At 73.5% G+C, this 24448-nt stretch carries 23 protein-coding genes; 11 read left to right on the forward strand and 12 right to left on the reverse strand.

What is annotated here, in order from left to right; translation table 11 throughout:
- Nucleotides 1-1557 (forward strand): molybdopterin-dependent oxidoreductase, encoded by a 1557-nt coding sequence (locus BLT52_RS04140; RefSeq protein ID WP_090590911.1) that lies wholly within the window; start codon nt 1-3, stop codon nt 1555-1557.
- Between the two features lie 117 nt (nt 1558-1674).
- Nucleotides 1675-3102 (forward strand): hypothetical protein, encoded by a 1428-nt coding sequence (locus tag BLT52_RS04145; protein ID WP_090590913.1) that lies wholly within the window; start codon nt 1675-1677, stop codon nt 3100-3102.
- A gap of 22 nt (nt 3103-3124) precedes the next feature.
- Here BLT52_RS04145 and BLT52_RS04150 read toward each other — a convergent pair whose 3' ends face one another.
- Nucleotides 3125-3325, reverse strand: coding sequence for a hypothetical protein (locus tag BLT52_RS04150; RefSeq protein ID WP_090590915.1), 201 nt, complete (start codon nt 3323-3325; stop codon nt 3125-3127).
- 35 nt (nt 3326-3360) lie between these two features.
- Nucleotides 3361-3696: a DUF3140 domain-containing protein gene (locus BLT52_RS04155; protein WP_090590917.1), complete on the reverse strand. Its 336-nt coding sequence runs from the start codon at nt 3694-3696 to the stop codon at nt 3361-3363.
- Between the two features lie 206 nt (nt 3697-3902).
- On the opposite strand from BLT52_RS04155, the gene BLT52_RS04160 reads away from it, so the two are divergent.
- The 4 genes from BLT52_RS04160 (at nt 3903) to BLT52_RS04175 (ending at nt 7200) form a co-directional block, all read left to right on the forward strand.
- Complete coding sequence (locus BLT52_RS04160) at nt 3903-4598, forward strand: fasciclin domain-containing protein (protein ID WP_090590920.1); 696 nt, start codon at nt 3903-3905, stop codon at nt 4596-4598.
- Between the two features lie 49 nt (nt 4599-4647).
- Nucleotides 4648-5262: an ECF RNA polymerase sigma factor SigK gene (sigK, locus tag BLT52_RS04165; RefSeq protein WP_090596286.1), complete on the forward strand. Its 615-nt coding sequence runs from the start codon at nt 4648-4650 to the stop codon at nt 5260-5262.
- The gene (locus BLT52_RS04170; RefSeq protein ID WP_090590921.1) at nt 5259-6095 is read left to right on the forward strand and encodes an anti-sigma factor; all 837 of its coding nucleotides are present in this window, start codon (nt 5259-5261) and stop codon (nt 6093-6095) included. The genes sigK and BLT52_RS04170 overlap by 4 nt, the downstream gene beginning before the upstream one ends.
- A gap of 121 nt (nt 6096-6216) precedes the next feature.
- Complete coding sequence (locus BLT52_RS04175) at nt 6217-7200, forward strand: formylglycine-generating enzyme family protein (protein WP_090590924.1); 984 nt, start codon at nt 6217-6219, stop codon at nt 7198-7200.
- Nucleotides 7201-7377: 177 nt separating this feature from the next.
- On the opposite strand, the gene BLT52_RS04180 is transcribed toward BLT52_RS04175, so the two are convergent.
- A complete protein-coding gene (locus tag BLT52_RS04180) occupies nt 7378-7815 on the reverse strand; it encodes a VOC family protein (RefSeq protein WP_090590926.1) in 438 nt (145 codons plus the stop codon).
- A gap of 191 nt (nt 7816-8006) precedes the next feature.
- Here BLT52_RS04180 and BLT52_RS04185 point away from each other — a divergent pair, with 191 nt between their 5' ends.
- Nucleotides 8007-8591: a hypothetical protein gene (locus BLT52_RS04185; RefSeq protein ID WP_157676962.1), complete on the forward strand. Its 585-nt coding sequence runs from the start codon at nt 8007-8009 to the stop codon at nt 8589-8591.
- Between the two features lie 131 nt (nt 8592-8722).
- Here BLT52_RS04185 and BLT52_RS04190 read toward each other — a convergent pair whose 3' ends face one another.
- The 6 genes from BLT52_RS04190 to BLT52_RS04215 form a co-directional block, all read right to left on the reverse strand.
- The gene (locus BLT52_RS04190) at nt 8723-9469 is read right to left on the reverse strand and encodes a class I SAM-dependent methyltransferase (protein ID WP_157676963.1); all 747 of its coding nucleotides are present in this window, start codon (nt 9467-9469) and stop codon (nt 8723-8725) included.
- A 493-nt stretch (nt 9470-9962) separates the two neighbouring features.
- Entirely contained in the window at nt 9963-11300 is a 1338-nt protein-coding gene (gene gdhA / locus BLT52_RS04195) for an NADP-specific glutamate dehydrogenase (protein WP_090590930.1), read from the reverse strand.
- Between the two features lie 92 nt (nt 11301-11392).
- On the reverse strand, nt 11393-12001 hold the full coding sequence (locus BLT52_RS04200) for a response regulator transcription factor (protein ID WP_090590932.1): 609 nt from the start codon (nt 11999-12001) through the stop codon (nt 11393-11395).
- The gene (locus tag BLT52_RS04205) at nt 11998-13314 is read right to left on the reverse strand and encodes a sensor histidine kinase (RefSeq protein WP_090590934.1); all 1317 of its coding nucleotides are present in this window, start codon (nt 13312-13314) and stop codon (nt 11998-12000) included. Before BLT52_RS04205 ends, BLT52_RS04200 begins: the two co-directional genes overlap by 4 nt.
- 60 nt (nt 13315-13374) lie before the next feature.
- Nucleotides 13375-15456, reverse strand: a complete 2082-nt coding sequence (locus tag BLT52_RS04210; RefSeq protein ID WP_090590935.1) for a vWA domain-containing protein — start codon at nt 15454-15456, stop codon at nt 13375-13377.
- Between the two features lie 9 nt (nt 15457-15465).
- Nucleotides 15466-16914: a sigma 54-interacting transcriptional regulator gene (locus BLT52_RS04215; RefSeq protein ID WP_090590938.1), complete on the reverse strand. Its 1449-nt coding sequence runs from the start codon at nt 16912-16914 to the stop codon at nt 15466-15468.
- Nucleotides 16915-17164: 250 nt separating this feature from the next.
- Between BLT52_RS04215 and BLT52_RS04220 the strand changes: the two genes are divergently transcribed.
- Nucleotides 17165-17524: a VOC family protein gene (locus BLT52_RS04220; RefSeq protein ID WP_157676964.1), complete on the forward strand. Its 360-nt coding sequence runs from the start codon at nt 17165-17167 to the stop codon at nt 17522-17524.
- A 175-nt stretch (nt 17525-17699) separates the two neighbouring features.
- Here the strand turns inward: BLT52_RS04220 and BLT52_RS04225 are convergent, their stop codons facing one another.
- On the reverse strand, nt 17700-18722 hold the full coding sequence (locus tag BLT52_RS04225; RefSeq protein ID WP_090590942.1) for a CPBP family intramembrane glutamic endopeptidase: 1023 nt from the start codon (nt 18720-18722) through the stop codon (nt 17700-17702).
- A 158-nt stretch (nt 18723-18880) separates the two neighbouring features.
- Between BLT52_RS04225 and BLT52_RS04230 the strand changes: the two genes are divergently transcribed.
- Genes BLT52_RS04230 through BLT52_RS04240 form a run of 3 tightly spaced genes read left to right on the forward strand, consistent with a single transcriptional unit; the run spans nt 18881 to nt 21651 of the window.
- Nucleotides 18881-19963, forward strand: coding sequence for an ABC transporter ATP-binding protein (locus tag BLT52_RS04230; protein ID WP_090590943.1), 1083 nt, complete (start codon nt 18881-18883; stop codon nt 19961-19963).
- Nucleotides 19956-20810 (forward strand): ABC transporter permease, encoded by an 855-nt coding sequence (locus BLT52_RS04235; protein ID WP_090590946.1) that lies wholly within the window; start codon nt 19956-19958, stop codon nt 20808-20810. Before BLT52_RS04230 ends, BLT52_RS04235 begins: the two co-directional genes overlap by 8 nt.
- A 1-nt stretch (nt 20811) precedes the next feature.
- Entirely contained in the window at nt 20812-21651 is an 840-nt protein-coding gene (locus tag BLT52_RS04240; protein ID WP_090590947.1) for an ABC transporter permease, read from the forward strand.
- Between the two features lie 13 nt (nt 21652-21664).
- Here the strand turns inward: BLT52_RS04240 and nadE are convergent, their stop codons facing one another.
- Together nadE and BLT52_RS04250 are read right to left on the reverse strand one after the other, a co-directional pair.
- Nucleotides 21665-22492, reverse strand: a complete 828-nt coding sequence (gene nadE / locus BLT52_RS04245; RefSeq protein ID WP_090590950.1) for an ammonia-dependent NAD(+) synthetase — start codon at nt 22490-22492, stop codon at nt 21665-21667.
- A gap of 23 nt (nt 22493-22515) precedes the next feature.
- A complete protein-coding gene (locus tag BLT52_RS04250) occupies nt 22516-24360 on the reverse strand; it encodes a gamma-glutamyltransferase family protein (RefSeq protein WP_090590952.1) in 1845 nt (614 codons plus the stop codon).
- Nucleotides 24361-24448 lie beyond the last annotated feature (88 nt).

Here is a 24448-nt window from a genome sequence, read left to right on the forward strand (position 1 = left end):
ATGAGCACCACCACCGCAGAGCCCGCCGCCGCTCCCGCCGAACCGAGACGGGGCGTACGTGCGCTGGTGGGTCTGGCCAGCGCCGCCATCGCGCTGTCGCTCGGTCACCTGACCAGCCTGCTGACCGGTGCGGCTTCCTCCCCGGCGGTGCTCGTCGGCTCCCAGCTCGTCGACGCCGCCCCGACCCCGGTCAAGGCGGTCGTGGTCCGGCTGCTGGGCACGGCCGACAAGCCGATCCTGATCGGCGGCGTCGTCGTGGTGACGCTGCTCGTGGGCGCGCTCCTCGGTCTGCTCGCCTGGCGCCGCCCACAGCTGGCCAACCTGGGCATCGTGGCCATCGGGGCCGTCGGCCTGGTCGTCGCCCTGACCCGTCCCGGGCTGGGTCTGGGTGGTGCCGTCCCCTCCGTCGTGGCCATCGCGGCCGGCGTCACGGCCCTGCAGGTGCTGGTGAACGTGACCAGCCCCCGTCCGGGTGAGCCCGTCGGCTCCGGGCCGAACCGCCGTCGCGTGCTCCTCGGCGGGCTCGGCAGCGCCGCCGTGGTGGCGCTGTCCGCCGGGGGTGGCGCACTGCTCTCCGGTGTCACCCGGGCCGGGGACGCCGCCCGCCGGATGTTCACCCTGCCCACGGCGGGATCGCCCGCCCCGCCGCTGCCCGAGGGCGTGCAGGTGCCGGGCAACACCCCCTTCAGCACGTCGATCGAGGACTTCTACCGGATCGACATCTCCCTGGTCACGCCGCGCCACGAGGCCGAGGGCTGGAGCCTCACCATCGACGGCGAGGTCGACAACCCGCTGACCCTCAGCTACGACGAGCTGCTGGCCATGCCGATGATCGAGCGCGACATCACCCTCACCTGCGTCTCCAACGAGGTCGGTGGGCCCTACGTCGGCACCGCCCGCTGGCTGGGCGTGCCCTTCGCCGAGATCATCTCCCGCGTCGGCGTCCGACCCGGCTCGGACATGCTGCTCTCGCACTCCCTGGACGGCGGCTACACCTGCTCCACGCCGGTGGCCGCGCTGACCGACCGCGACGCCATGGTGGCCATCGGCATGAACGGTGAGGTGCTGCCGGACAAGAACGGCTTCCCCGCCCGCATGGTGGTGCCGGGGCTGTTCGGCTACGTCTCGGCCACCAAGTGGCTCGAGCGGCTCGAGTTCAGCCGCTTCGGCGCCCAGACGGCCTACTGGACCGACCGCGGGTGGGCCGAGCAGGGGCCGATCCTCACCCAGTCCAGGATCGACGTGCCCGACTCCCTCGGCACCATCACCCCCGACAAGCCCGTGCTCGCCGGCGTGGCCTGGGCCCAGCACCGCGGCATCGCCAAGGTCGAGCTCCGCATCGACGACGGGGAGTGGCAGGAGGCGAAGCTGGCCGAGGAGGGCGGGATCGACCTGTGGCGCCAGTGGAGCTTCGTCTACGAGGGATCCCCGGGACGCCACAAGGCCGAGGTGCGGGCGACCGACAAGACCGGTGACACCCAGCCCGAGGCCCGCCAGCCCGTCTTCCCGGCCGGGGCCACCGGCTGGCACACCATCCAGTTCACGCTCGCGGACTGACCCCGCCGGCGGCGCCCCCCGGCCGTGGCACGCTGACGACGGGAGGTCGCGCCGGTGGCGCGGCTCCCGGTCAGGGCCTGTCAGTCAGCGGGCCGGTCGAGACGCTGGAGGACCCCGATGGACGCGCCCGCACCCGGCCCCAGCGCGGAGGACCCGACGCCGGTGGCCCCCGGCCACATCGGGTTCACCGTCCGTGAGGCGGTGCAGGCCAAGGGCCTCGACGACGCCGGACTCGCGCGGCTGCTCGAGGTCCTCCGCGGGCTCGAGGACCCTGGCAGCCGCTTCCTGGTGGCGGCCGCCGACCGCGGCGACCCCGCCGCCCTGCGCGGCGCGATCGCCCTCCTGGTGCGGGTCGGGCGCTACTCCCACGTCCCTGGCGTGCTCAAGGGCCTGCCCGGGGTGGCGGCCGCCGACGAGCTGGTGACGGCGGCGCTCGAGGTGGTGGACGACCCACGGACGGCCGCCGCCCACAACAGCGCGCGCCCCCTGGCCTTCCCCGTGCTCGAGATGTGGGCGCTGGCCGCGCTCGCCGTCCGCACCGACCCGGCGGTGGCCGACCGGCTGGCCGCGACGCTGGCGGGGGACCACGTCCCCGACCGCATCCAGGACCTGAGACGCGCCGGTGAGGTCTTCGCCCGGAAGGCAGCGGCCCCGGTGGCCGCGGTGCCGGCCGATCCCGCAGGGCCACCGCAGAAGGTGTCGCAGGTAGCCGCCTGGCTGCGCCAGCACCCGCACGCCGACCCGGAGCTGCTGGCCCCGCGACCACGTCAGAAGGCCGCGGCCAAGGTGGCCGCCGTCCGGGCCCTGGGCACCATCGCCACCCCGGCCGCCTTCGACGTCCTCACCCGCTACGCCACGGACGCACCCTCCTCGGCGATGCTGGAGGAGCTGCACCGGGCCTGGCCGCGGTTCGACCGGCAGGCCTTCGCCGCGGCCCTGCTGCTGCCCCGCCACGGGGGCCTCGACCTCGGTGTCTGCGCCGACCTGGACGGGATCGAGGCGGTGCCGGGTCTGCGCCGGCTCAAGGTGGTGCTGGTCGACCAGCTGGACCTGGGTCCGCTGGCCGGCTGCTCCGGGCTCGAGCAGCTGACCGTGCTGGCCAACGGCTCCCCGGGGCTCGGCGACCTCGGCGTCCTCACCAGGCTCCCCGCACTGCGTCTGCTGGACCTCTCCGGGTCCACCCGCCACGCCGACCTGACCGTGCTCGCCGGGCTGCCGCTGACCGGTCTGCGGCTGACCCTGGACGGCGCCGACGCCTCGGTGCTGAGGCGGATCCCCTCTCTGCAGCGGGTCTGCCTGGCGGCGCTGGACGACTCCGGGGACCTGCACCCGGGGACGCCTGACGTGGTGCGCGCGCTGGTCGCCGCCGGCGTCGAGGTGGTGCTGTACCTCCACGAGCGCTCCTGGGTCGGCGAGGTCGCCCAGCAGGCGGCAGCCGACCCCGACGTCCACGCCGTGTCGACCAACGGCTACCTCGGACTGACCCGGGACCCGGACGCCGTGGAGCGGCTGCAGCGTCGGCTGTACCTCGGCTCGCTCCTCTGACCCGGGCCCGGGTCGACGTCGGTCAGCCGGCGTCCTGCTCGGGGTCGGAGGTCTCGTCGAGGATGTCGTCGAGGGCCTCCCGGACGGCCTGGCGGGTGGCCAGGCGGACCGAGGCGGCGTCCTGCAGGGCGGTGGTGTCGGCGTCGGCCAGCCGCTGGCGCTCGGTGCGCTCGGCGTCCAGAGCCTTGTCGCGGGCGAAGCGGAGTCGTTCCCAGATGTCCATGTCGTGCCTTCCTGTCGGTGGCGGGTTCGCCGGGCTCACTTGAGGGGGTCGTGCCCCCAGTTCATCAACGAGTACCGCCAGCGGGAGTGCTCCACGTCGCCGTCGGGGCGCTGGGCGAGGTGGCGGTGGACGTACCCGGTCACCTTGCGCATGTGGTCGCGGTCGTCGTCGGTGAGGTCGTGCTTCTTGCGGCGCAGGATCTCCACGATCCGCCGCCCGGACGCGTGACCGGTGGACTCCGAGCCGCCCGACTTCTGCCCGACCTCCTGGGCCTCGTCGGTCTCCAGCCAGTGCTCGAGCTCCGACGCCGTCATGTTGACGGCCTCCTCGAAGTCCCGCCGGATCTCCACCGGTGAGGTGTCGTCGGCCACGCTCGCTCCTCTCCCGCGCTGTCGCGGACGGACGTCCGCACGACCCGGCTCGTACCCGGTCCAGGGGGGCTCAAGCGCAGGGAGGACCCGTCGTGGGAAAAGGAGGACCCCCCACCCATCCGCTGCCGGGAGGGCGACGAACGAGTGGTGGAGGCTGACGAGGCCTCCGCGGGGATCTCCCCGGAACCCGATCTCAGGAGGACCTCATGTTCACCAGCAAGCGCACCCGCACCGCAGCCCTCACCGCAGCCTTCCTGCTGCCGCTCGCCGCCGCCGCCTGCGGCACCAACGAGTCCGCCGCCCCGGAGGCCTCCGGCGGCGCCAGCGACATGGCCAGCGCGCCGGCCAGCAGCGCCCCGGCGTCCCCCAGCTCCTCGCCCAGCGACATGGCCAGCTCGTCCCCCTCGGCCGACATGAGCTCCGACGCCCCGTTCGGCGCGGCCTGCTCCGAGGTCCCCACCGAGGGTGAGGGCTCCGTCGACGGCATGTCCGACGACCCGGTCGCCACCGCCGCCAGCAACAACCCGCTGCTGACCACCCTGGTCGCGGCCGTCACCGAGGCCGACCTGGGCGACACGCTGAACAGCGCCGAGGCCATCACGGTCTTCGCCCCCATCGACTCGGCCTTCGAGGAGGTCCCGGCCGACACGATGGACGCCGCCATGGGTGACCCCAGCGGCCTGCTGACCGACGTGCTGACCGCCCACGTGGTCGGCGAGCGCCTGTCCCCGGACATGCTGGCCGGCGAGCACGAGACCCTGAACCCCGACCAGCCCGTCACCGTCGAGGGCAGCGGCGAGGACTTCACCGTCAACGGTGAGGCGATGGTCGTCTGCGGCAACGTCCAGACCGCCAACGCCACCGTGTACCTGATCGACACGGTCCTCCTCCCGGCCAGCTGAACCCATGTCGGTCGCCCGTGAGTTCGCCCGGCATGGCAACGTAGTGCCCATGCGAACTCCCCGGACCCCCGCCGGTGGGGATGTCGAGCACTCCCCACCGGCGCGGACGCCGGACCTGAACGAGCAGCTCCAGGAGCTCCTCGCCAGGTCCGCTCGGGGGCACCAGGACGCCTTCGCCGACTTCTACGACCTGACCTCGGCCCGGGTGCACGGGATCGCGCTGCGTGTGCTGCGCAACCCCGACCACGCCGCCGAGGTGACGCAGGAGATCTTCGTGGAGGTCTGGCGGACGTCCTCGCGCTACGAGGCGACCAAGGGCAGTGTGATGGCCTGGGTCTGCACCATGGCCCACCGCCGCGCGGTGGACCGGGTCCGGTCGGTCCAGGCCTCGCACACCCGCGAGGAGACCTGGTCGGCCCAGCGCACCCAGCGCGAGGTCGACGAGGTCTGGGACCACGTCGAGCAGCACATCGACGAGCACGCCGTGCGCCAGGGGTTGGCGTCGTTGACCGCGATCCAGCGGGAGGCGTTGACCCTGGCGTACTTCGGGGGGTACACCCACACGGAGGTGGCCGGCCTTCTCCAGCTCCCGCTGGGGACGGTCAAGACGAGGATCCGAGACGGCCTGATCGGCCTGAGAGACGCGATGGGAGTGGGATCGTGAGTCACGACCTGCATTCCGACGTGGGCGCCTACGTGGCCGATGCCCTCGACGACGACGAGCGCGAGGCGTTCGAGGCCCACCTGCCCGACTGCCCGAGCTGCCGTCGCGAGGTGACCGAGTTCCGGGAGACCGTGTCCCGGCTGTCGGTGGTGAGCGAGACCGCACCGCCGCCGGCGCTGCGGGCCTCCGTGCTCGCCGCGATCGCCCAGGTGCGGCCGCTGCCCCCTGAGGTGCAGGAGGAGCCCTCGACGTCCGTGGCCCCGCCACTGGTCGCCGCCGCCCCGCCACGGCGTGGTCTGCCCGAGGAGGGCGGGACCGACGAGGGACCGGTGGACGAGCTGGCCGTGCGCCGGCAGCGCCGGGTGACCCGTCTGCTCACCGGTCTGGTGGCCGCCGCCGTGGTGGTGGCCCTCGCGGTGGGCGGCTGGGCGGTGACCCTGCAGCAGCGTGTCGAGACCATCGTGGCCGAGTCCCAGGTCCGGACCGAGCTGCTCAGCGCACCGGACGTGGAGGCGGTGAGCGTGCCGCTGCCCGACGGCGGGCACGTCGGCTACACCCTGTCCCGTCAGCAGGACCGGGCGATCCTCTCGGCGGCGGCGCTGGCCGAGACCGAGCCGGGCAAGGTCTACCAGCTGTGGACCATGCAGATCGACGAGGAGGCCGGGACGCCCATCGAGGAGACCGTCAGGCCGAACGCCACCTTCACCGGCGGTGAGGACGTGTCCGTCCTGTTCGACCAGGTGAGCGACACCGAGGCCCTGGCCATCACGGTGGAACCCGACACAGGCTCGACGATGCCGACCACGACGCCATTCGGGGTGGCTCAGGTGTGAGACCGGGATTCGGTCCGCCACCCTCGTGGTCGGGGGGCGTCGTCAGCAGCAGAGGTCCGGGAACGCGGTCACCGCGTCCCGGACCTCACTGCGTCCGGGGGCCGCGAACTAGCATGGGCCCGTGGACACCGTGACCGGGTGCTGTGGCACCGGCCGAGGGGATCTCCCCGGGGCGCCGACGGACGCCGCGCCCGCACCGGGGACCAGGACGGTGGCCGGCGCGGCCGATCCCAGCCCGCGATCACCGCTGGTCGAGGTGCCCGCTGGGAGCTTCTGGATGGGCTCGGAGGACCCCGACGGCTTCCCGGCCGACGGCGAGGGTCCGGTCCGGCAGGTGTCCACCCGGGCTTTCGCCATCGCGGCGCACGCGGTCACCAACGCCGACTTCGCGGAGTTCGTCGAGGCCACCGCGTACCGCACCGACGCCGAGCGCTTCGGCTGGTCCTTCGTCTTCCACCTGCTGGTGCACCCCCGCGCCCGGCGCCACGTGATGGCGGAGCGGGTGCCCGGTGCGCCCTGGTGGCGGGCGGTGCGGGGTGCCACGTGGTTCGCTCCCGGCGGCCCGGGTTCGGACGTCGCCAGGCTGGCCGACCACCCCGTGGTGCACGTCTCCCACGCCGACGCGCTCGCCTACGCGGGCTGGCGCGGGGCCCGGCTGCCCACCGAGGCCGAGTGGGAGCGCGCGGCCCGCGGTGGCCTGGAGGGCGCCGTCTACCCCTGGGGTGACGAGCTGACCCCGGGCGGGGAGCACCGGGCCAACATCTGGCAGGGTCGTTTCCCCGAGGACAACACCGAGGCCGACGGATGGTTGGGGACCGCCCCGGTGGACGCCTTCGCTCCCAACGGCTGGGGCCTGTACGGCACGTCGGGCAACGTGTGGGAGTGGACCGGCGACCTGTTCTCGGCCACGTACCACCGTCACGACAAGCCGGCCACCCGTCAAGACCCCCGCGGCCCCCGCTATGGGCAGGCCCGGGTGGTCCGTGGGGGCTCCTACCTCTGCCACCACTCCTACTGCAACCGGTACCGCGTCGCCGCCAGGACGTCGGTCACCGACGACTCCTCCCTCGGTCACACCGGTCTGCGCGTCGTCGTCGAGCGCTGAGCTTCGCCGGCTCCGGCGGAGCAGTCGGCACGGTCTGGCGGTCAGGTGCTCCGGAGCGTGCCCGACCCGATCCGACCCGACCCGACCCGTCGCCCGGGCTGACGCTGCGGCGGCTCGCGGCCCGGCGCGATCACCAAGGCGGGGCGGGAAGGCCGCCGCTGTGTGATCCCGTCCCGGTCAGTCGTTGACGCAGAACTCGTTGCCCTCGGGGTCGAGCATGAGGTGCCAGGACTGCGGACCCTGCCGGTGGGTGGCCACGAAGCGGGCGCCACGGGCCTCCAGCTCGGCGCGGGCGGCGTCCTTGTCTCCGGTGCGGACGTCCAGGTGCAACCGGTTCTTGACGGTCTTGGGCTCCGGGACGTCCTGGAACAGCACCCGCAGACGCGAGCGCCCGCCGTCGGGGTCGGGACTGATCGCGGCGGCTCCCCGCCAGACCAGCGTGCCGTGGTGGGTGGTGGTTTCCTCCTCCGTGGCGTGGCCCTGCTCGACCATCCGGCGGACGAACGCCTCGTCGGTGGGCTCGACCTGCCAGCGGAGGGTCTCGGCCCACCAGTCGGCGAGGGTGAGGGCGTCGGCGCAGTCGACGGCGACCTGGATGATGCGCGGCTCGGTCATGGTCTGAGTATGTCCCGCGCCGCTGACACTCCGGAAGACCGTGCGCCCTCCCCGGCAGGGCCTCTCCCAGCGTGCGGCGGGGCTGCTCGCCAGGGAGCTCCGGCTCGTGCTCCCGTGGGCCGATGCACGCCCTGCGTCCCGACGACGTGGGTGTGATGCCGCGCCGCAGCCGTCCCGACAGACTCGCTGGCGTGACCAGCGCCAGACGACCGCCGACCTGGCTGGCCGGCCTCCGCGCGACCACGGTCGTCGCCGGGGCGGTGGCGGCGTGGGGGTTCAGCTTCCCCGGTCAGCCGGTCCTCCCGGTGCTGCTCGCCCTGGTGGCGAGCGTGGTCGCCGCGGTGGGAGCCGTCGTGTGGGTCGGGTCCCTGCCCCGGAGCCGGCGGCACCGGCTGGGGGTGGGCCTGGTCCTCGTGGCCGTGGTGGGGCTGGCCGCCGCCGCCGAGCTGCCCGCCCGGGCGCGGTTCCTGCCCAGCGCACCGGTCTTCAGCCTGGTCGCGGGGCTGTCGGACCGGCCGCCCGCGCCGGGCACCGTGTTTGGCGCCGAGCACCGGGGTCCCTGCCCGGCCGTGGTCGGCCTGGAGCTGGTCAGCCACTGCGTCACCGTGCCCGGTGGTCTGCTCCTCTTCGACCACGCCGGGTCGGCGCTGTTCGACGACGCCGGCTGGGCCTACCTGCCGTGGGGCCCGGACGTCGTGGTCGAGGAGGGCTGGTTCGAGCGTCCAGAGTTCATCCACCTGGTGGGGGACTGGTACGCGTTCTCGTCCAGCTGGTGAGGCTGGGCGGTCCCTTCGTCTGGATCCGCTGGGCGACGGGTCCGGTCACGGCAGGCGCAGTCCGAGGACCGCACCGTAGTCGTCGCCGTACCACCCTCCGATGGCCGCGCGGATGCCGTGGTCGTCGCGGGTCAGGACCGGCGGGCCAGCAGGCTGTAGGTGTTCGGCAGCCGGCCGTCCCAGACCGCGGCGTCGACCCCGTCCGGACGCCAGAACGGCTCAGGGTGCTCGCGCAGGTCGACCAGCTCCAGGCCCGCGTCCAGCACGGCCATCACCGTCTGGGCGAGGGTGTGCTGGCGCTCCACGGCGCCGTGGCCGGGGAAGGTGTCGTTGACGTGCTTCTCGGCGAAGTAGCCACGGTCGGCGCGGACCCGGGGCTCGTCGGCGTCCCAGCTGAACACCGGCACCAGGGGGTGCGCCTCGTGGACGAAGAGGTGGCCACCGGGGCGGAGCAGCCGGGCCATCTCCCTCGCCCAGGCCGTCAGGTCGCCGAGCCAGTTCAGGGCGCCCTTGCCGGTGTAGACGAGGTCGGCGCAGCCATCGGCCAGCGGCGTGCTCGGCAGCACGGCCACCAGGTAGCGGCAGGGGACACCCAGCTCGTCGGCGCGACGCTGGGCCGCCCCGACCGCGGTCGTGCTGTAGTCCAGCCCGACCACCGCGACGGCACCGGCGCGCACCAGGGCGACGTCGTCGATGCCGTGGCCGCTCTGCGGGTGCACCACGCGGGGCCCGGTGCGCAGGATCGGGTCCAGCAGCTCCCGTTCCACGGGAAACAGGTCGGCCGTCCGAGCCTCCGCCAGCAGCTCGTCGTACTCGCGCACGTGCTTCGTGGAGGCCTGTTCCCACGCCTGTCGGGTCCGCTGGTCGATGTCAGTCACCCCGCCAGTCTCGTCCGGCTCCCGGTGCCGCGCGCAGGGACTTTCCGGAAGGCCGCCTGCTAGGCGGTCGAGGCGGGACCGCCGCGCGCTGAGCCGTCACAGCCGACGGCCGGGTGAGAACTGAGCATGTCCTGAGGCAAAACAGAGCAGGATCCGGGCAGACGCTGATGGTGAGGGGGCAGAGTTGTCTTCGTCGGGCTGCCGACCACGTCGTCTCGGGGGAGCGGCACACGGGGAGCAGATCTGGCACAGGACGCGGCGTGGCCGCGCAGCAAACCATCGGGGGACGGTGCGCTGCGCGGACTCGTCGGTCTGCCCCCTCCTCGGTGAGTGTTCCCGAGTTCCCGCTTCGACACCGACCACGCCACGAGTGTGCGGCTGCGGCATCCGCGCTGGAACAGCCCTGACCGCCCCTGGTGTGTGCGGCACGGGTGATGGGGAGCCCGAGCCGGCCCGCAGGTCCACCACCTGGACCGCGGGACGCCCGGCGGGATCAGATGGTGCCGAGGGCGATCATGGCGTCGGCGACGCGCCGGAACCCGGCCACGTTGGCCCCGAGCACGTAGTTGCCCGGCTCGCCGTACTCCTCGGCCGTCTCGGCGCACCGCTCGTGCACGTCGACCATGATCTCGGTCAGCCGGGCCTCGGCGTGCTCGAAGGACCAGGAGTCGCGGCTGGCGTTCTGCTGCATCTCCAGCGCACTGGTGGCCACGCCGCCGGCGTTGGCCGCCTTGCCGGGCCCGAACAGGACCCCGGCCTCGGTCAGCACCCGCACCGCGTCCGGGGTGCACGGCATGTTGGCCCCCTCCGCGACCGCGACCACGCCGGAACGGACCAGCGCCCGGGCGTCCTCCAGCCCCAGCTCGTTCTGGGTGGCGCACGGCAGGGCGATGTCGCAGGGCACCTCCCAGATGCTGCCCCGGTCGGAGTAGGAGGCGTCGCGGCCCTCGGCGTAGTCCGACAGCCGGCCGCGGCGGACCTCCTTGAGCTCGCGCAGGGCGTCCAGGTCGAGTCCGCCCTCCTCCACGACGTAGCCGTCGGAGTCCGAGCAGGCCACCACGGTCGCCCCGAGCTGCTGCAGCTTGTCGACCGCGTAGATGGCGACGTTGCCCGAGCCCGACACCACCACCCGCTTGCCCTCCAGGCTCTGCCCGCGGGTGCGCAGCATCTCCTGGGTGAAGAGCACCGTGCCGTAGCCGGTCGCCTCGGTCCGGACCCGCGAGCCGCCCCAGGTGAGGCCCTTGCCGGTCAGCACGCCGGACTCGTAGCGGTTGGTGATCCGCTTGTACTGGCCGAAGAGGTAGCCGATCTCCCGGCCGCCGACGCCGATGTCACCGGCCGGCACGTCGGTGTACTCGCCGAGGTAGCGGTACAGCTCGGTCATGAAGGACTGGCAGAACCGCATCACCTCGCCGTCGGAACGGCCGCGGGGATCGAAGTCGGAGCCGCCCTTGGCCCCGCCGATCGGCATGCCGGTCAGGGCGTTCTTGAAGATCTGCTCGAAGCCCAGGAACTTGACGATGCCGAGGTAGACCGAGGGGTGGAAGCGGAGCCCGCCCTTGAAGGGGCCCAGCGCGGAGCTGAACTCCACCCGGAAGCCGCGGTTGATCTGCACCGCGCCCTGGTCGTCGTGCCACGGCACCCGGAAGATGATCTGGCGCTCCGGCTCGCACAGCCGCCGGAGCACGGCCGCGTCGGTGTACTCGGGGTGCTTGTCGATCACCGGGTCGAGGCTGGTGAACACCTCCCGCACCGCCTGGTGGAACTCCTCCTCGCCGGGGTTGCGACGCAGCACCTCGTCGTAGAGCGCTACCAGGGTGGGGTGGGGCACGTGGGGGTCCTCTCGTCGTCGCACGCCGTCCGGGGCAGGTACCCCGGGACGGCCTCGATCATGTCCGATCCTGTCAGGACCCGGGCCGCGGCTCAGATCCAGCCGTTGCGCCGGGCCACGTGGACGGCCTCGTGCCGGTTGGCCACGTCCAGCTTGCCGACCACCGAGGAGAGGTAGTTGCGGACGGTGCCCACCGAGAGCGAGGCCCGTCGGGCGATCTCCTCGATCGGGTTGCCCTCCGCGGCCAGGGCCAGCACGTCGGCCTCGCGCGGGGAGAGCGGGGAGTCGCCGGCGCTGATCGCGTCGGCGGCCAGCTCGGGGTCGACGTAGCGGCCGCCGCCGGCCACGGTGCGCACCACCGCGGCGAGGGTCTGGGAGCTGACGGTCTTGGGCAGGAACCCGCGCACACCGACCGCCAGCGCGTTCTTGAGGTAGCCGGGGCGCCCGTGGGAGGTGACGATGATGCAGCGGCACCCCGGCACCTCCTCCGCCAGCCGCTCGGCGACCGCGATGCCGTCCAGCCGGGGCATCTGCAGGTCGAGCACGGCGACGTCGGGGCGGACCTTCGCGGCCACGGCCACCGCCTCCTCGCCGTGCGCGGCCCGGCCGACGACCTCGAGGTCGTCCTCCAGCTCGAGCAGGCTGCAGAGGGCGTCACGGATCAGGCCCTCGTCGTCGGCGAGCATCACGCGGATCGTCATCGGTGGTTCCTCCCGGTCAGTGCGGTGCCGCCCCGTCCGTCGACGCCGGGCGCGGCTCCGGTGGTGCCGGTGGCCGGGGGCGAGGGGGTGCCGGCCGACGTCGGTGCCGTGGCGGTGAGCGGCGCCCGGGCGGTCAGCGTGAAGGTGTGGGCGTCGCCGGCGTGCCGGAGCGAGCCGCCGACCGCGGTCAGCCGTTCGGCCATCCCGATCAGGCCGCTGCCGGCGGAGCGCTCACCGTCGGTGCGCACCCCGTCGTTGACCACCACCAGCTCCGCCTCGGCCGACCCTGGCCCGTCCACCAGCCGCAACGTGATCCGGGCGCTCCGGGCCCGGCTGTGCCGGATGACGTTGGTGACGGCCTCGCGGACCACCGCGCCGAGGACGTCGCCGACCTCGGCGTCCACCCGCCCTTCCGGCAGCTCGTTGACCAGCACGCACTCGATCCCGGCCGAGACCAGCAGCGACCGGGCCCCGACCAGCTCCTGGGGCAGGTCGGAGGAGCGGACGCCGGCGACGATCCGCCGCACCTCCTTGCTGGCGTCCTCGGCGATGCCCCGCACCTGCGACATCTCCTCCGCCGCTCGCTCGCTGCGCCCGCGCCGGGCCAGCTCGGCGGCCAGCTCGCTCTTGACCACCACCGTGGTGAGGGTGCGGCCGAAGACGTCGTGCAGGTCGCGGGAGATCCGCAGCCGCTCCTCGGCGATGGCCAACCGGGCGGACTGGCCGCGGGCGTCGTCCAGGGCGTACAGCACCCGCAGCATCCACCCCGACAGCCACACCGTCCCGGCGACGAAGGCCATCATCAGCGACAGCACCACGATGGAGACCACGTTCTGCAAGACCGTCATGCTGCTGATCGGACTGATCACCAGCAGCAGCACGACGGCCGCCACCACCGGCACCCCGACCGCGAGCCACCAGGCCAGGCGGGGGGAGAAGGCCGCCACGCTGATGGCCACCACGACCAGCATGGCCGAGGGCCAGGAGCTGCGCAGCGGCATGGTCAGGGGGATCGCGGCCAGCGTCAGCACGGTGAGGCCCAGCCAGAGCCCGAGCAGCACGCGCAGCCGCCCGCTCATCCCCGCGGAGGTGCGCACCGAGAGCAGGCTCCAGCGCAGCCAGGCCACGTTGGTGGCCGTGTGGACCAGGACCAGGAGCATCGCCGCAGCCAGCGGAGGCCCGCTGTACCGCGGGTCGACACCCATCTGCAGCCCGGCGAACAGCTCGGTGGCCATGATCACGTACACCGACCAGTGCACGTAGGCGACGAAGCGCTCGGTGCTGCGACGCAGGGCGCCCGGGTTGTCCTTCACGAGGTCGATCCTCCCAGCGGCCGGGGCGGCTCAGCGGTGACGCCCGTCATCTCCCCGCCCTCAGCGTCCCCGCCGGCCCCCACGGGTGCGCAGGTAGTCGCGCACCACGTACTCACCGAGCCGCCCGGCCTGCGGGGCGAACACCCGCCCACCGGCCCGGCGGGCCACCGCGTCGAGGAACCGCTCCAGCCCCGGGTCGTCGCCGAGGCGAAAGAAGTTGAGCGTCGCCCGGGCGCGGGTCAGGCGGTCCACCTGCTGCAGCGTCGCCCGGAGCGTCTCCCGCTCCGGCGGCCAGGAGAAGTACGGGGTGCCGTCGGGCTGCAGGTGGGCCGTCGGCTCGCCGTCGGTGACTACCAGCACCACCGGCTCGGCGTCGGGGTGGCGGTGCAGGTGCCGTCCGGCCAGGGAGAGCGCGTGCGCCAGGTTCGTGCCCTGCACCCACGCCGGCTCCACCCCCGCCAGCTCCAGCGGGCTCAGCCGCCGGGCCATCAGGTCGAACCCGATGATCTGCAGCGCGTCGCTGCGGAACCGCGTGGCCACCAGGTGGGCCAGCGCCAGCGAGGTCTGCTTCATCGGACCCCACCGGTCGGCCTGGATCATCGAGAACGACAGGTCCACGCACAGCGCCACCGCCGCACTCGTCCGCCGCTCCGTCTCCGCCACCACGAAGTCCTCCGCCTCCAGCGTGAACCCCGCCGCGGGGACGGCACCACCGGAGCGTACGCCGTCGGGCGGCGGCGTCCTCCCGGAGCCGTCCCGGTCGTGCACCTCCAGCCGGGAGCCGGTGGCCCCGTCGCGCGCGGTCGGCGTCCCGGCCTCCGCGGCGCGACGGGCGATGGCGTTGACCACCGACCGCACGGCGTCCACCGGCTGGTCGCCGCCGAGCTCCCAGGGCAGGTAGGCCCCCGTCCGCTCGTCGGCGGCGCCCGTGCGCCGGTCGTCGTGGGAACCGGTGCCCGGGGCGTCCAGGGAGGCGAAGATCCGCTTGAGGGTGGTCTCGCCCAGGCGGCGCAGCGCCTTGGGGCTGAGGCTGAGCCCGGAGTCACCGCGCTGCAGCCAGCCCTGCCGCTCCAGTTCGCGCTCCATCCGGCGCAGCTGCTCGAGGTCGCGGACGGCCTCTCCGCCCAGCTGGCGCTCGATCGCCTCCACGTCGACGTCGTCCAGCCCGGCACCGGCGTAGTCCTGCCCGAGCTGGGCCTGGAGGTCCTCGACGTCGGCGAGGTCGGAGACCACGCCCACCGCCTCGCCGTAGCCCAGGCCCTCCTCGCCGTCGACGTCGAACCCGCGGCCGCGCATCATCCCGGGCCGCAGCGCGGTCAGGTTGTCGCGGAGCTGGCCGAGCTGGCTGGCCAGGTCGGCGTCGCCCATGGCCTGCTGCATCAGGTCGGCCAGCTCGGCGCGCTGCTCGCGGCTGAGGGAGCGCATCATCCGCTCGGCGTCGGCCTGGCGGCGGGCCAGCAGGTCGACCAGCTCGTCGGTGTCGGCCGGGCCCTCGGGGAAGAACTCGCCGTGGCGGTCCATGAACTCGGCGAACTGCTCGGTGGTGTCCTGCCCCTTCGAGTGGGCGGCCAGCAGGGAGTTGAGGTCGGCCAGCATGTCGCGGAGCTGCTGGGAGCCGGCCGGGTCCTGCCCGGAGAGCGCCTGCTTCAGCCCGGCGAACTGCTGGTCCAGGACCTGCTCGCGCAGCATCTCCTTGATCTGCTCGTAGGTGCGGCGGGCCTCCTCGGAGCGCCAGGAGTAGTCGGCCAGCGCCCGGACGTCGGCCGCGGTCGAGCCGGGGAGGGTGTCCAGCTCCATCTCGGCCAGCCGGGCCGCGTCGGTGCCGTCGCCGGCCAGCGCCTCCCGCTCGGCCGCGACGGCCTGGTCCAGGGCGGCGCGGACCTGGTCCAGGACGCCGCCGAGGTTGCCGCGGCGCTGCAGCTCGCGGCGTCGGCGGGCCAGCTGGCGGCGCAGGGCGTCCGTCCCGGGGGTGCGGCCGGTACCGGAACGGCGCAGCTCGTCGAGGACGTCGCGCAGGTTCTCCCCGGCCAGGACGCGCTCACCCACCTCGTCCACCACCGCTCGCAGGTCGAAGGGTGCGGCCAGCGGGTCGGGGCCGTCGTGCCAGGCGCCGTAGGACCAGCGGCCCGGACGTGAGCTCATCGGTCCTCCTCAGCTGCCGTAGACGGTGCGCTGGCCGCGGCGGTGCTCGTCGACGGTGGCCTTGGAGAGCCGTCGGGTCAGGTAGAGGCCCTCGCAGACCAGCTCGACCGCTGCCGCCGCCTGCCCCGGGGAGACGGTGTCCTCGTGCACGCCCAGGGCGGCCATCACCGTCGACAGCCCGGGGACCTGCTCGAACTGCTGCAGCAGCTCCGCGGAGGAGACCAGCGGGCCGGTCTCGATGGTGGCGTCCTCGGCGAAGAGGTCGGTGAAGCCGGTCAGGTCGACCCCGACCAGCAGCTCGCGGAAGACGGTGGCGGTGGCGAGCCGGGCCAGGTGCTCGACCACGTCGGCCTCGCGCCCCTCCTCACCCATCTCGAACTCGAGCTTGCCGCGCAGGGTGGGCAGGACCGCGGCCAGGTCGCCGATCCGGGCCACCGGGTGCGGGTCGCCGGTGACCGCTGCACGTCGCAGCGCCGCCCCGGAGAGCTCCTCCGTGGCGGCGACGGCGAACCGGGCCGAGACGCCGGCGGACTGGTCGATCGCGGTGGAGCCACGCAGCTCGTCGACCAGGTGGGCGACCACGCGCAGCAGGTGCTCCGGCACCTCCCCGGTCAGCCGGGTGCCGTCGGGCAGGGTGCCGGTGGCCACGGCGGCCTCCTGGCGGACCAGGGCCACCTCGTGCTCGATCTCGGTCGGGTAGTGGGTGCGGATCTCGGCGCCGAAGCGGTCCTTGAGCGGGGTGATGATCCGGCCGCGGTTGGTGTAGTCCTCGGGGTTGGCCGAGGCGACCACCAGCAGGTCCAGGGGCAGCCGCAGCGCGTACCCGCGGATCTGGATGTCGCGCTCCTCGAGCACGTTGAACAGCCCCACCTGGATCCGCTCGGCCAGGTCGGGGAGCTCGTTGAGACCGAAGATCCCGCGGTGGGCGCGGGGGAGCAGCCCGTAGTGGACCGTCTCCGGGTCGCCGAGGGAGCGGCCCTCGGCCAGCCGGGTCGGGTCGACGTCACCGATCAGGTCGCCGATGGAGGTGTCGGGGGTGGCCAGCTTCTCGGCGTAGCGCTCGTCGCGGTGCCACCAGCTGACCGGGAGGTCGTCGCCGAGCTCCTCGACCCGCTGCCGGCTGCCGACGGTGATCGGGTCGTAGGGGTGCTCGTGCAGGGCCGAGCCGGAGATGCACGGCGTCCACTCGTCGAGCAGCCCGGCCAGGGTGCGCATCAGCCGGGTCTTGCCCTGGCCGCGTTCACCGAGGAGGACGAAGTCGTGCCCGGCGAGCAGGGCGCGCTCGACCTCGGGCAGGACGGTGTCGTCCAGCCCGACGAGCCCCGGCATCGACGGGTCGCCCTCACGGAGCCGGTGCAGCAGGTTGTCCCGCAGCTCGCTCTTGACGCTCCGCTGCACGTGCCCGGAGGCCCGCAGCTCGCCGAGCGTGGTGGGGGAAGGAGGTGTGCTGGCTGCCATGACCTGAATCTACGTCGCGCTCCCAGCCGGTCCGGCCTGGGTGCTCGTGCACCCGGTTGCCGCCGGGTCCCCCAAGCCCCGGTGGGGCAGAACCGGTCGCTCAGCAGACCGCGCTCGACACCTGTCCACCGGTGTCCGCTGAGGGACCGGTCGTGCTCGTCCCGACCGGGGAGCGCCCTGGGGTCGGTGTCCCGGTGGCGGCCGGCGGGGGCCGGTGACGGTTCGGGCGGCTTGGGGGGAGACTGGCCCGGTGTTCACCCGACTGACCCCGATCCTGCCCGTCGCGCAGGTGGCCGAGGAGCTCGCGTTCTACGAGGCCCTGGGCCTCACCCGGCACACCGACCCCGAGGAGACCTACCCGCTGGAGGACTTCGCGGCGGTCGCCTCCGGCGAGCACATCCTCTTCGGGCTGGCCCGCACCGACGACGTCGCGGTGCCGCCCGCGGGTCTGCTGTGGCAGCTGGAGACCGACGACCTGGACGCCGTCGCGCGGGCCGCGGTGGACGGAGGGGTGCAGGTCACCTCGGCGGTCGCCACCCAGCCCTGGGGACGCCGGACGATGACCCTGCGCTCGCCGAACGGCTACCTCGTCGGCGTCGAGGAGGTGTAGTCGAGGAGGTGCAGCGGCCACACCTCTGCTGCGATGAGGGGGACGACCGCCCCGGCCGCGTGGGCCGGGGCGATCGGGTTGCGGCAGGTTCTGCACCGGACCGCGGGGCGGACCCACGCTAACCCGGGGCTGCCAGGCGTCGGACCCCACCCCCGCCGGACGTCGCCGATGCGGGTCAGGCGAGGGGCCGCGGGTCGGCGGCGCGGGGGACGTCCCGGCGGCGGCTCCAGATCCAGACGGCGACGGTGACCAGGGCCATCATGGCGCCGGGGATGAGCATCATCGCCCCACCCGAGCCGGCGCTGCGGTCGATCACGACCTCGCTGGTCAGGAACGCCGAGATCCCGAAGAGGACCGTGTTGTTGACCGCGTGCAGGACGACGGCCGCCTCCAGCCCGCCGGTGCGCCAGGTGATCAGCGAGCAGGCCACCCCGAAGGCCAGGTAGTACAGCGCGAGCGTCCAGTCCCCGGCCCCGTGCGCGACCATGAAGATCAGGTTCGGCCCGATCAGGGCCGCGACCAGCGCCGCCCTGGGGGAGGCGAACCAGGAGCCGAAGGCGCGCGCGAGCAGACCGCGGGCGGCGTACTCCTCGCCGGCGGCCTGGAAGGGGGTGGTGAGGACCACCACGGCGAGCATGGTCAGGGTCGAGAGCAGCGTCGGCGCCGCACCGCCGGCCCCGGCGGCGGCCGGGAAGAACCAGGTGAGGACGACGGCGTAGACCAGCCAGACCGGCACCAGGATCGCGGCCAGCCGGAGCGACAGGCCCCAGCGGAACCGGCCGTGCACGGAGTGCAGCCACCGTCCGCGCTGGCCGAAGAGCATCCGCTGCAGCAGCATCGAGACCGGGATCATCAACCCGATCGAGACGTTGGTGGCCAGCAGCAGCCCCGGGGTCATCACCATGTTGGCCCCGTCCACCCGGATCAGCTCCCAGCCGGTGAGCGCCTGGACGACGACCAGCGGGATGGACACCGCCACCTGCAGCAGGAGGAACAGCACGGCGGTGAGCAGCACGGCGAGGGCGCCCCGCCACCAGCCACGACGCTCGGTCCGCAGGAAGTGGTGGTACCCGGTCGGCCCCTGGGGCAGCACGTCGACCACCGGCGGCCGGGTGGCGGGGACCTCGGCGCCCACGTCGCGGAGGGCGCGGGGCTCGACGGGGTCGGGGGGCGGGGTACTCGGTGTCGTGGTCTCCATGCCTCCAAGCCTCCGCCCCGGTCCGCTCGGGCGGCAGGGCCCCGGATCACCGGATGGCGTGTCCTGCTCCCGGCCGTGCGGTGACGGACGTCATGCCCGGGCGGATCGCGAAAACCGTCTGACGGCGCCGATAGCGTGTCCGTGGTGGAGGAGGGGCCATGACCGCGATCACCGTGGATCGTCTGCACAAGACCTACGTCGTGCCGGAGCGCGAGGGTGGCCTGAGGGCTGCCCTCGGGGCGTTGGTGCGTCGTCGCACCCGCCAGGTGAGGGCGGTCTCCGACGTCAGCTTCACCATCGAGGCGGGGGAGGTGGTCGGCTTCCTCGGGCCGAACGGCGCGGGCAAGACGACCACGCTGAAGATGCTGGCCGGGCTGCTGCACCCCAGCGAGGGCACCGCCTCGGTCCTCGGGCACACCCCTTGGCAGCGCGACCGCTCCTACCTGGCCCGGATGGCGTTGATCATGGGCCAGCGCAACCAGCTCCAGTGGGACATCCCGGTGCTGGACTCCTACCGGCTGAACCAGGCCGTCTTCAGGATCAGCGACGCCGACTTCCGCCGCCGGCTGGACGAGATCACCGAGCTGCTCGAGCTCGGCGACCTGCTCCGCAAGCCGGTGCGCAACCTGTCCCTGGGTGAGCGGATGAAGTGCGAGATCGCCGGGTCGCTGCTGCACGCCCCGCAGGTGCTGTTCCTCGACGAGCCGACCATCGGCCTGGACGTGGCCATGCAGCGCCGGATCCGGTCGTTCGTGGCCGAGTACAACCAGCGCACCGGCGCCTGCGTGATGCTGACCAGCCACTACATGGCCGACGTCGAGGCGCTCTGCCGCCGGGTGATCGTGATCCACCACGGGCGGCTGCTCTTCGACGGCGGACTCGCCGAGCTGGTGCACCGGTTCGCGACGGACAAGACGATCACCGTCGAGCTGGAGGACGGGAGCGCCGTGGACGACGCCACCCTGGCCGCCGTGGTCGAGGGCCGGGCCGTCGAGCGGTCGTTGACCGGGCTCACCCTCCGGGTGCCGAAGGCCGACACCCCGCGGGTCGCGGCCCGGCTGCTGGCCGGGCTGCCGGTCACGGACCTGATGATCGAGGAGCCGCCGATCGAGTCGGTGATCGAGCAGGTCTTCGCCTCCCCGGCCGAGGACGACGAGCCGGCCCAGGTCGAGGGCCCCACCGCCGACGCCGACCCGGTCGAGGCCGCGACGTCGCCGGGGGAGGGGGCCACCCGTGGCTGAGCCCACGGTCGCGGTGCCGGCGCCGGACTTCACCAGGACCTCCGGACGCGCCCTGTCGCGCTACTACCGCGGCGAGTTCTCCGCGTCGCTGGCCAACAACCTCGCCTACCGCGGCGCGGTGGCGATCTGGGTGCTCACCACCGTCATCCAGCCGCTGGTCTCGATCGTGGTCTGGCAGACCGTGGCCGGTCCGGGCGGGCAGGTCAACGGCTACACCGCCTCGGAGTTCGTCACCTACTTCGCGGTGACGATGCTGGTGGAGCACCTCACCTTCATCTGGCTGATGTGGGAGTTCGAGTACCGGATCCGCACCGGCTCGATGTCACCGCTGCTGCTGCGCCCCATCCACCCCGTCCACAAGGACGTGTGCGACAACCTCAGCTACAAGGCGGTGGGGCTGGTGGGGGTGGTCCCGGCCATGGTGCTGCTGGTGATCGGGTTCGGCGGCGAGGTGTCGGCGATCAGGGTGTGGCAGGTGCTCGCCTTCCTGCCGGCGCTGCTGCTGGCCATGGCGCTGCGCTTCGTGCTCGAGTGGGCGCTCGCGCTGTCGGCCTTCTGGCTGACCAAGACCTCCGCGCTCAACAACCTCTACTTCTCGCTGTTCCTCTTCCTCGGTGGCGCGTTCGCGCCGCTGGCCGTGCTGCCCGAGACGGTGCGCACCGTGGCCCTGGCCTCCCCCTTCCCGTGGATGCTGGCCTTCCCGGTCGAGGTGGCGATGGGTCGACGGACGGGGATCGACGTGCTGGTCGGCTACGCCGTGCAGCTGGGCTGGTTGGCGCTGGCCCTGGTGCTGATGCGGGTGGTCTGGGCACGGGCGGTCCGGACGTACTCCGCGGTGGGGGCCTGAGGTGGGCGTCACCGACGCGGGTCCGCTGGCCACCACCCGGCGCGGACGGCTGCGGCACGACGCCTCGATCCTGCGCACCTACCTCGGGCTGGGTGTGCTCAACCTGGTCCAGTACCGCTCGGACTTCGTGCTCTCCGTCGTCAACGCGGCGATCACCCTGCTCACCCAGCTGCTGGGGCTCTCGGTGGTCTTCGCCCAGACCACCGACCTGGCCGGTTGGCGGTCCGACGACCTGCTGGTCCTGGTCGGCGTGCACTTCCTGATCGGCGGGCTGATCGGGCTGGTGCTGCGCCCCTCGATGGAGATGATGATGGAGGGCATCCGCCAGGGCACCTTCGACTTCACCCTGGTCAAGCCCGCCGACTCCCAGCTGCTGGCCAGCATCCAGGTGGTCCGGCCGCAGGCGCTGGTCGACGTGGTGGTGGGTCTCGGCGTGATCGTGTTCGCCACCACCCGGCTCGGTGGTGCCCTCGGCCCCGTGGACGTCGGGCTGTTCCTGCTCACCCTGGTCTGCGGGGTGGTGGTGATCTACAGCTTCATCCTGGCGCTGAGCACCATGGCGTTCTGGTTCGTCCGGCTGGACAACGTGCTGGCCATCTTCCAGTCCCTGTTCGGCCAGGCCGGTCGCTGGCCGATCACCATCTTCCCCGGCTGGCTCCGGGTGATGCTGACCTTCGTGGTCCCGGTGGCCTTCGCGGTGACGGTGCCGTCCCAGGCGCTGACCGGCCGGCTCGACCTCGTCACCACGCTGGGCGCGGTCGGCGTGGCCCTGGTGTTCTTCGCCGCCTCGCGCTGGTTCTGGTTCTTCGCCCTCCGTCGCTACACCGGCGCCTCGGCCTGAAGCGCCCTGCCGCTCAGCCGGCGGGGTGCCACCAGGTGGCGGTCGGCGTCACCGGCACGGTGCGCTTGTGCCGGGTCTGCAGGTAGAGGGTCTCGATCCGGGTGGCGACCTCGTCGGTGACGTCCGCGCCCTCGAGGTAGTCGTCGATCTGGGCGTAGCTGACACCGAGGGCGATCTCGTCGGGCAGACCCGGGCGGTCGTCCTCGAGGTCGGCGGTGGGGACCTTGGTCCAGCTCGAGGCGGGTGCGCCCAGGTGCTGCAGCAGCTTCGCGCCCTGGCGCTTGGTCAGGCCGGTGAGCGGGGTCAGGTCCACACCGCCGTCGCCGTACTTGGTGAAGAAGCCGGTGACGGCCTCCGCGGCGTGGTCGGTGCCGATCACCAGCAGGGCGTGCTGGCCGGCGATGGCGTACTGCAGCACCATCCGCTCGCGGGCCTTGACGTTGCCGCGGACGAAGTCGCGGAGCTCCTCGCCGAGCCCCTCGGCCACGGCGGCGCTGGAGGCGTCCGCCCCCGGGCGCACGTCGACGGTGACCACGCGGTCGGGGCCGATGAAGTCCAGCGCGATCTGGGCGTCGGCCTCGTCGGCCTGGGTGCCGTAGGGCAGCCGCACGGCGACGAAGGAGGCCTCGAGGCCGTCGGCCCGCAGCGACTCCACCGCGCGCTGGGCCAGGGCCCCCGCGAGCGTGGAGTCCTGGCCCCCGGAGATGCCCAGCACGAACCCCTTGGTGCCGGTCGCCCGCACGTAGTCGGCGAGGAAGGCGGTGCGGCGTTCGACCTCCGTCCCGGGGTCGATGGTGGGCTGCACATCGAGCGCGACGCGGATCTCGTCCCGGAGAGTCATGCGGCTCAAACTACCTGGCGCGGTCAGCGGCCGGCGGCGTAGCCCTGCATACCGCGCGGGTTGGCCGCGGCCAGCAGCAGTCCGGTGTCGGGGTGGCGGGCCACGGCGCTGAGCCGCCCCTCCGACCAGGGGCCGCCCACGCTCACCCGGTGCCCGCGCCGGCGCAGCGCGTCCACGGTGCTCTCCGGCACCCGGCTCTCCAGCACCAGCGAGGCGGCCTCGTAGCCGCGTGGCCAGAAGGAGTTGACCAGGTGGTTGGTGTGCCAGTTGGGGGCGTCGATCGCGGCCTGCAGGTCCAGGCTCCGGTCACGGGCGAACCCGGCCAGCAGCCGCAGCAGCAGGTGGCTGCTCCACTGGTCCTGCTGGTCACCGCCGGGGGTGCCGAAGGCCAGCGTCGGACGTCCCTGGTAGCTGGCCAGGCTGGGGGTGAGGGTGGTGCGCGGGCGGCGTCCGGGGGTCAGGGTGCCGGGCAGGCCCTCGTCCAGCCAGGCCATCTGCAGCCGGTTGCCCAGCGGGAACCCCAGCCCGGGGACGACCGGGTTGGACTGCAGCCACCCACCGCTCGGGGTGGCCGAGATCATCGTCCCCCAGCGGTCGACCACGTCGAGGTGGCAGGTGTCGCCGCGGGTGGTGCCGTCGGCGTCGACCGGGGGAGCGACCGGGTCGGGCCGCTGGGGCTCCTGGTGCTGCACGGTCGGCTCGCCCAGCCCGCCTCCGACCTCGTGCGTGACCTCGCCGGCGACCACCCGGCGGGCGTGCTCGGGGACCTGCGGTGCGGTGCCGGTGGGTGAGCCCGGGCGCCAGTCCTCCGAGGCGGTGTCGCCGATCAGGGCGCGGCGCGCGTCGCCGTAACCGGGGGAGAGCAGCGCGTCGAGGTCGACCGGCATGGCGTCGCCGTACCAGGCGTCACGGTCGGCCATCGCCAGCTTGGTCCCCTCGACCAGCCGGTGCACGGTGGCCGGGTCGTCCACGTCGAGGGTGGCGAGTTCGACGTCGCCGAGGAGGGTGAGCTGCTGCAGCATCACCGGTCCCTGGCTCCACGGGCCGGCCTTGTGGACCGTCCAGCCGCCCAGGTCGACGCTGACCGGCTGCTCCCAGGTGGCCTCCCAGCCGGCCAGGTCGTCGGCCTCGAGGAAGCCGGCGTGGGGCGTCCCGGTGGAGTCGACGGTGGGGGTGCCGGCGGCGGCCACCAGGGCCTCGGCGATGAAGCCCTCCCGCCAGACGCGTCGCGCGGCCTCGATCTGGGTGTCGCGGTCGGGCCCGGCGGACTCGGCCTCGGCGAGCAGCCGCTGCCAGGTGCCGGCGAGGTCGGGGTTGCGGAACAGCTGCCCGGTGCGGGGGCCGTCCGCGCCGAGGTAGAGCGCGGCGGAGCTGGTCCAGTGCTCGGTGAAGAGCTCCTGCACGCTGGCCACGGTGGCGGCCACCTGGGGCACCGGGGAGTGGCCGTGCTCGGCGAGCCCGATCGCGTGGTCCAGGACGTCGCGCAGGGTCCAGGTGCCGTGGTCGCGGAGCAGCAGCAGCCAGGCGTCCACTGCCCCGGGGACGGCAGCGGCCAGCGGGCCGGAGCCGGGGACGATGTCCAGCCCGAGGTCGCGGTAGCGCTCCGCGGTGGCGCCGGCCGGGGCGACACCCTGCCCGCAGAGGACGACGGGGTCGGCGCCCTCGACGCTGAGCACCATCGGCACCTCGCCGCCGGGCCCGTTCAGGTGCGGTTCGACCACGTGCAGCACGAAGCCGGCGGCCACGGCGGCGTCGGCGGCCCGTCCGCCGCGCTCGAGCACCGACATGGCTGTGGCGGTGGCCAGCCAGTGGGTGCTGCCCACCATCCCGAAGGTGCCCTGCAGGGTCGGACGCGTGGTGAAGGCCATGTCGGATGAGTCTAGGAGGGGCCCTCCGGACCCGGTCGGCGGCCGTCGGGGAGCGGCCGCGTCGGTCACGGAGGTCCGAGCCGGGAGG

Source organism: Auraticoccus monumenti (assembly GCF_900101785.1).
GTDB lineage: Bacteria > Actinomycetota > Actinomycetes > Propionibacteriales > Propionibacteriaceae > Auraticoccus > Auraticoccus monumenti.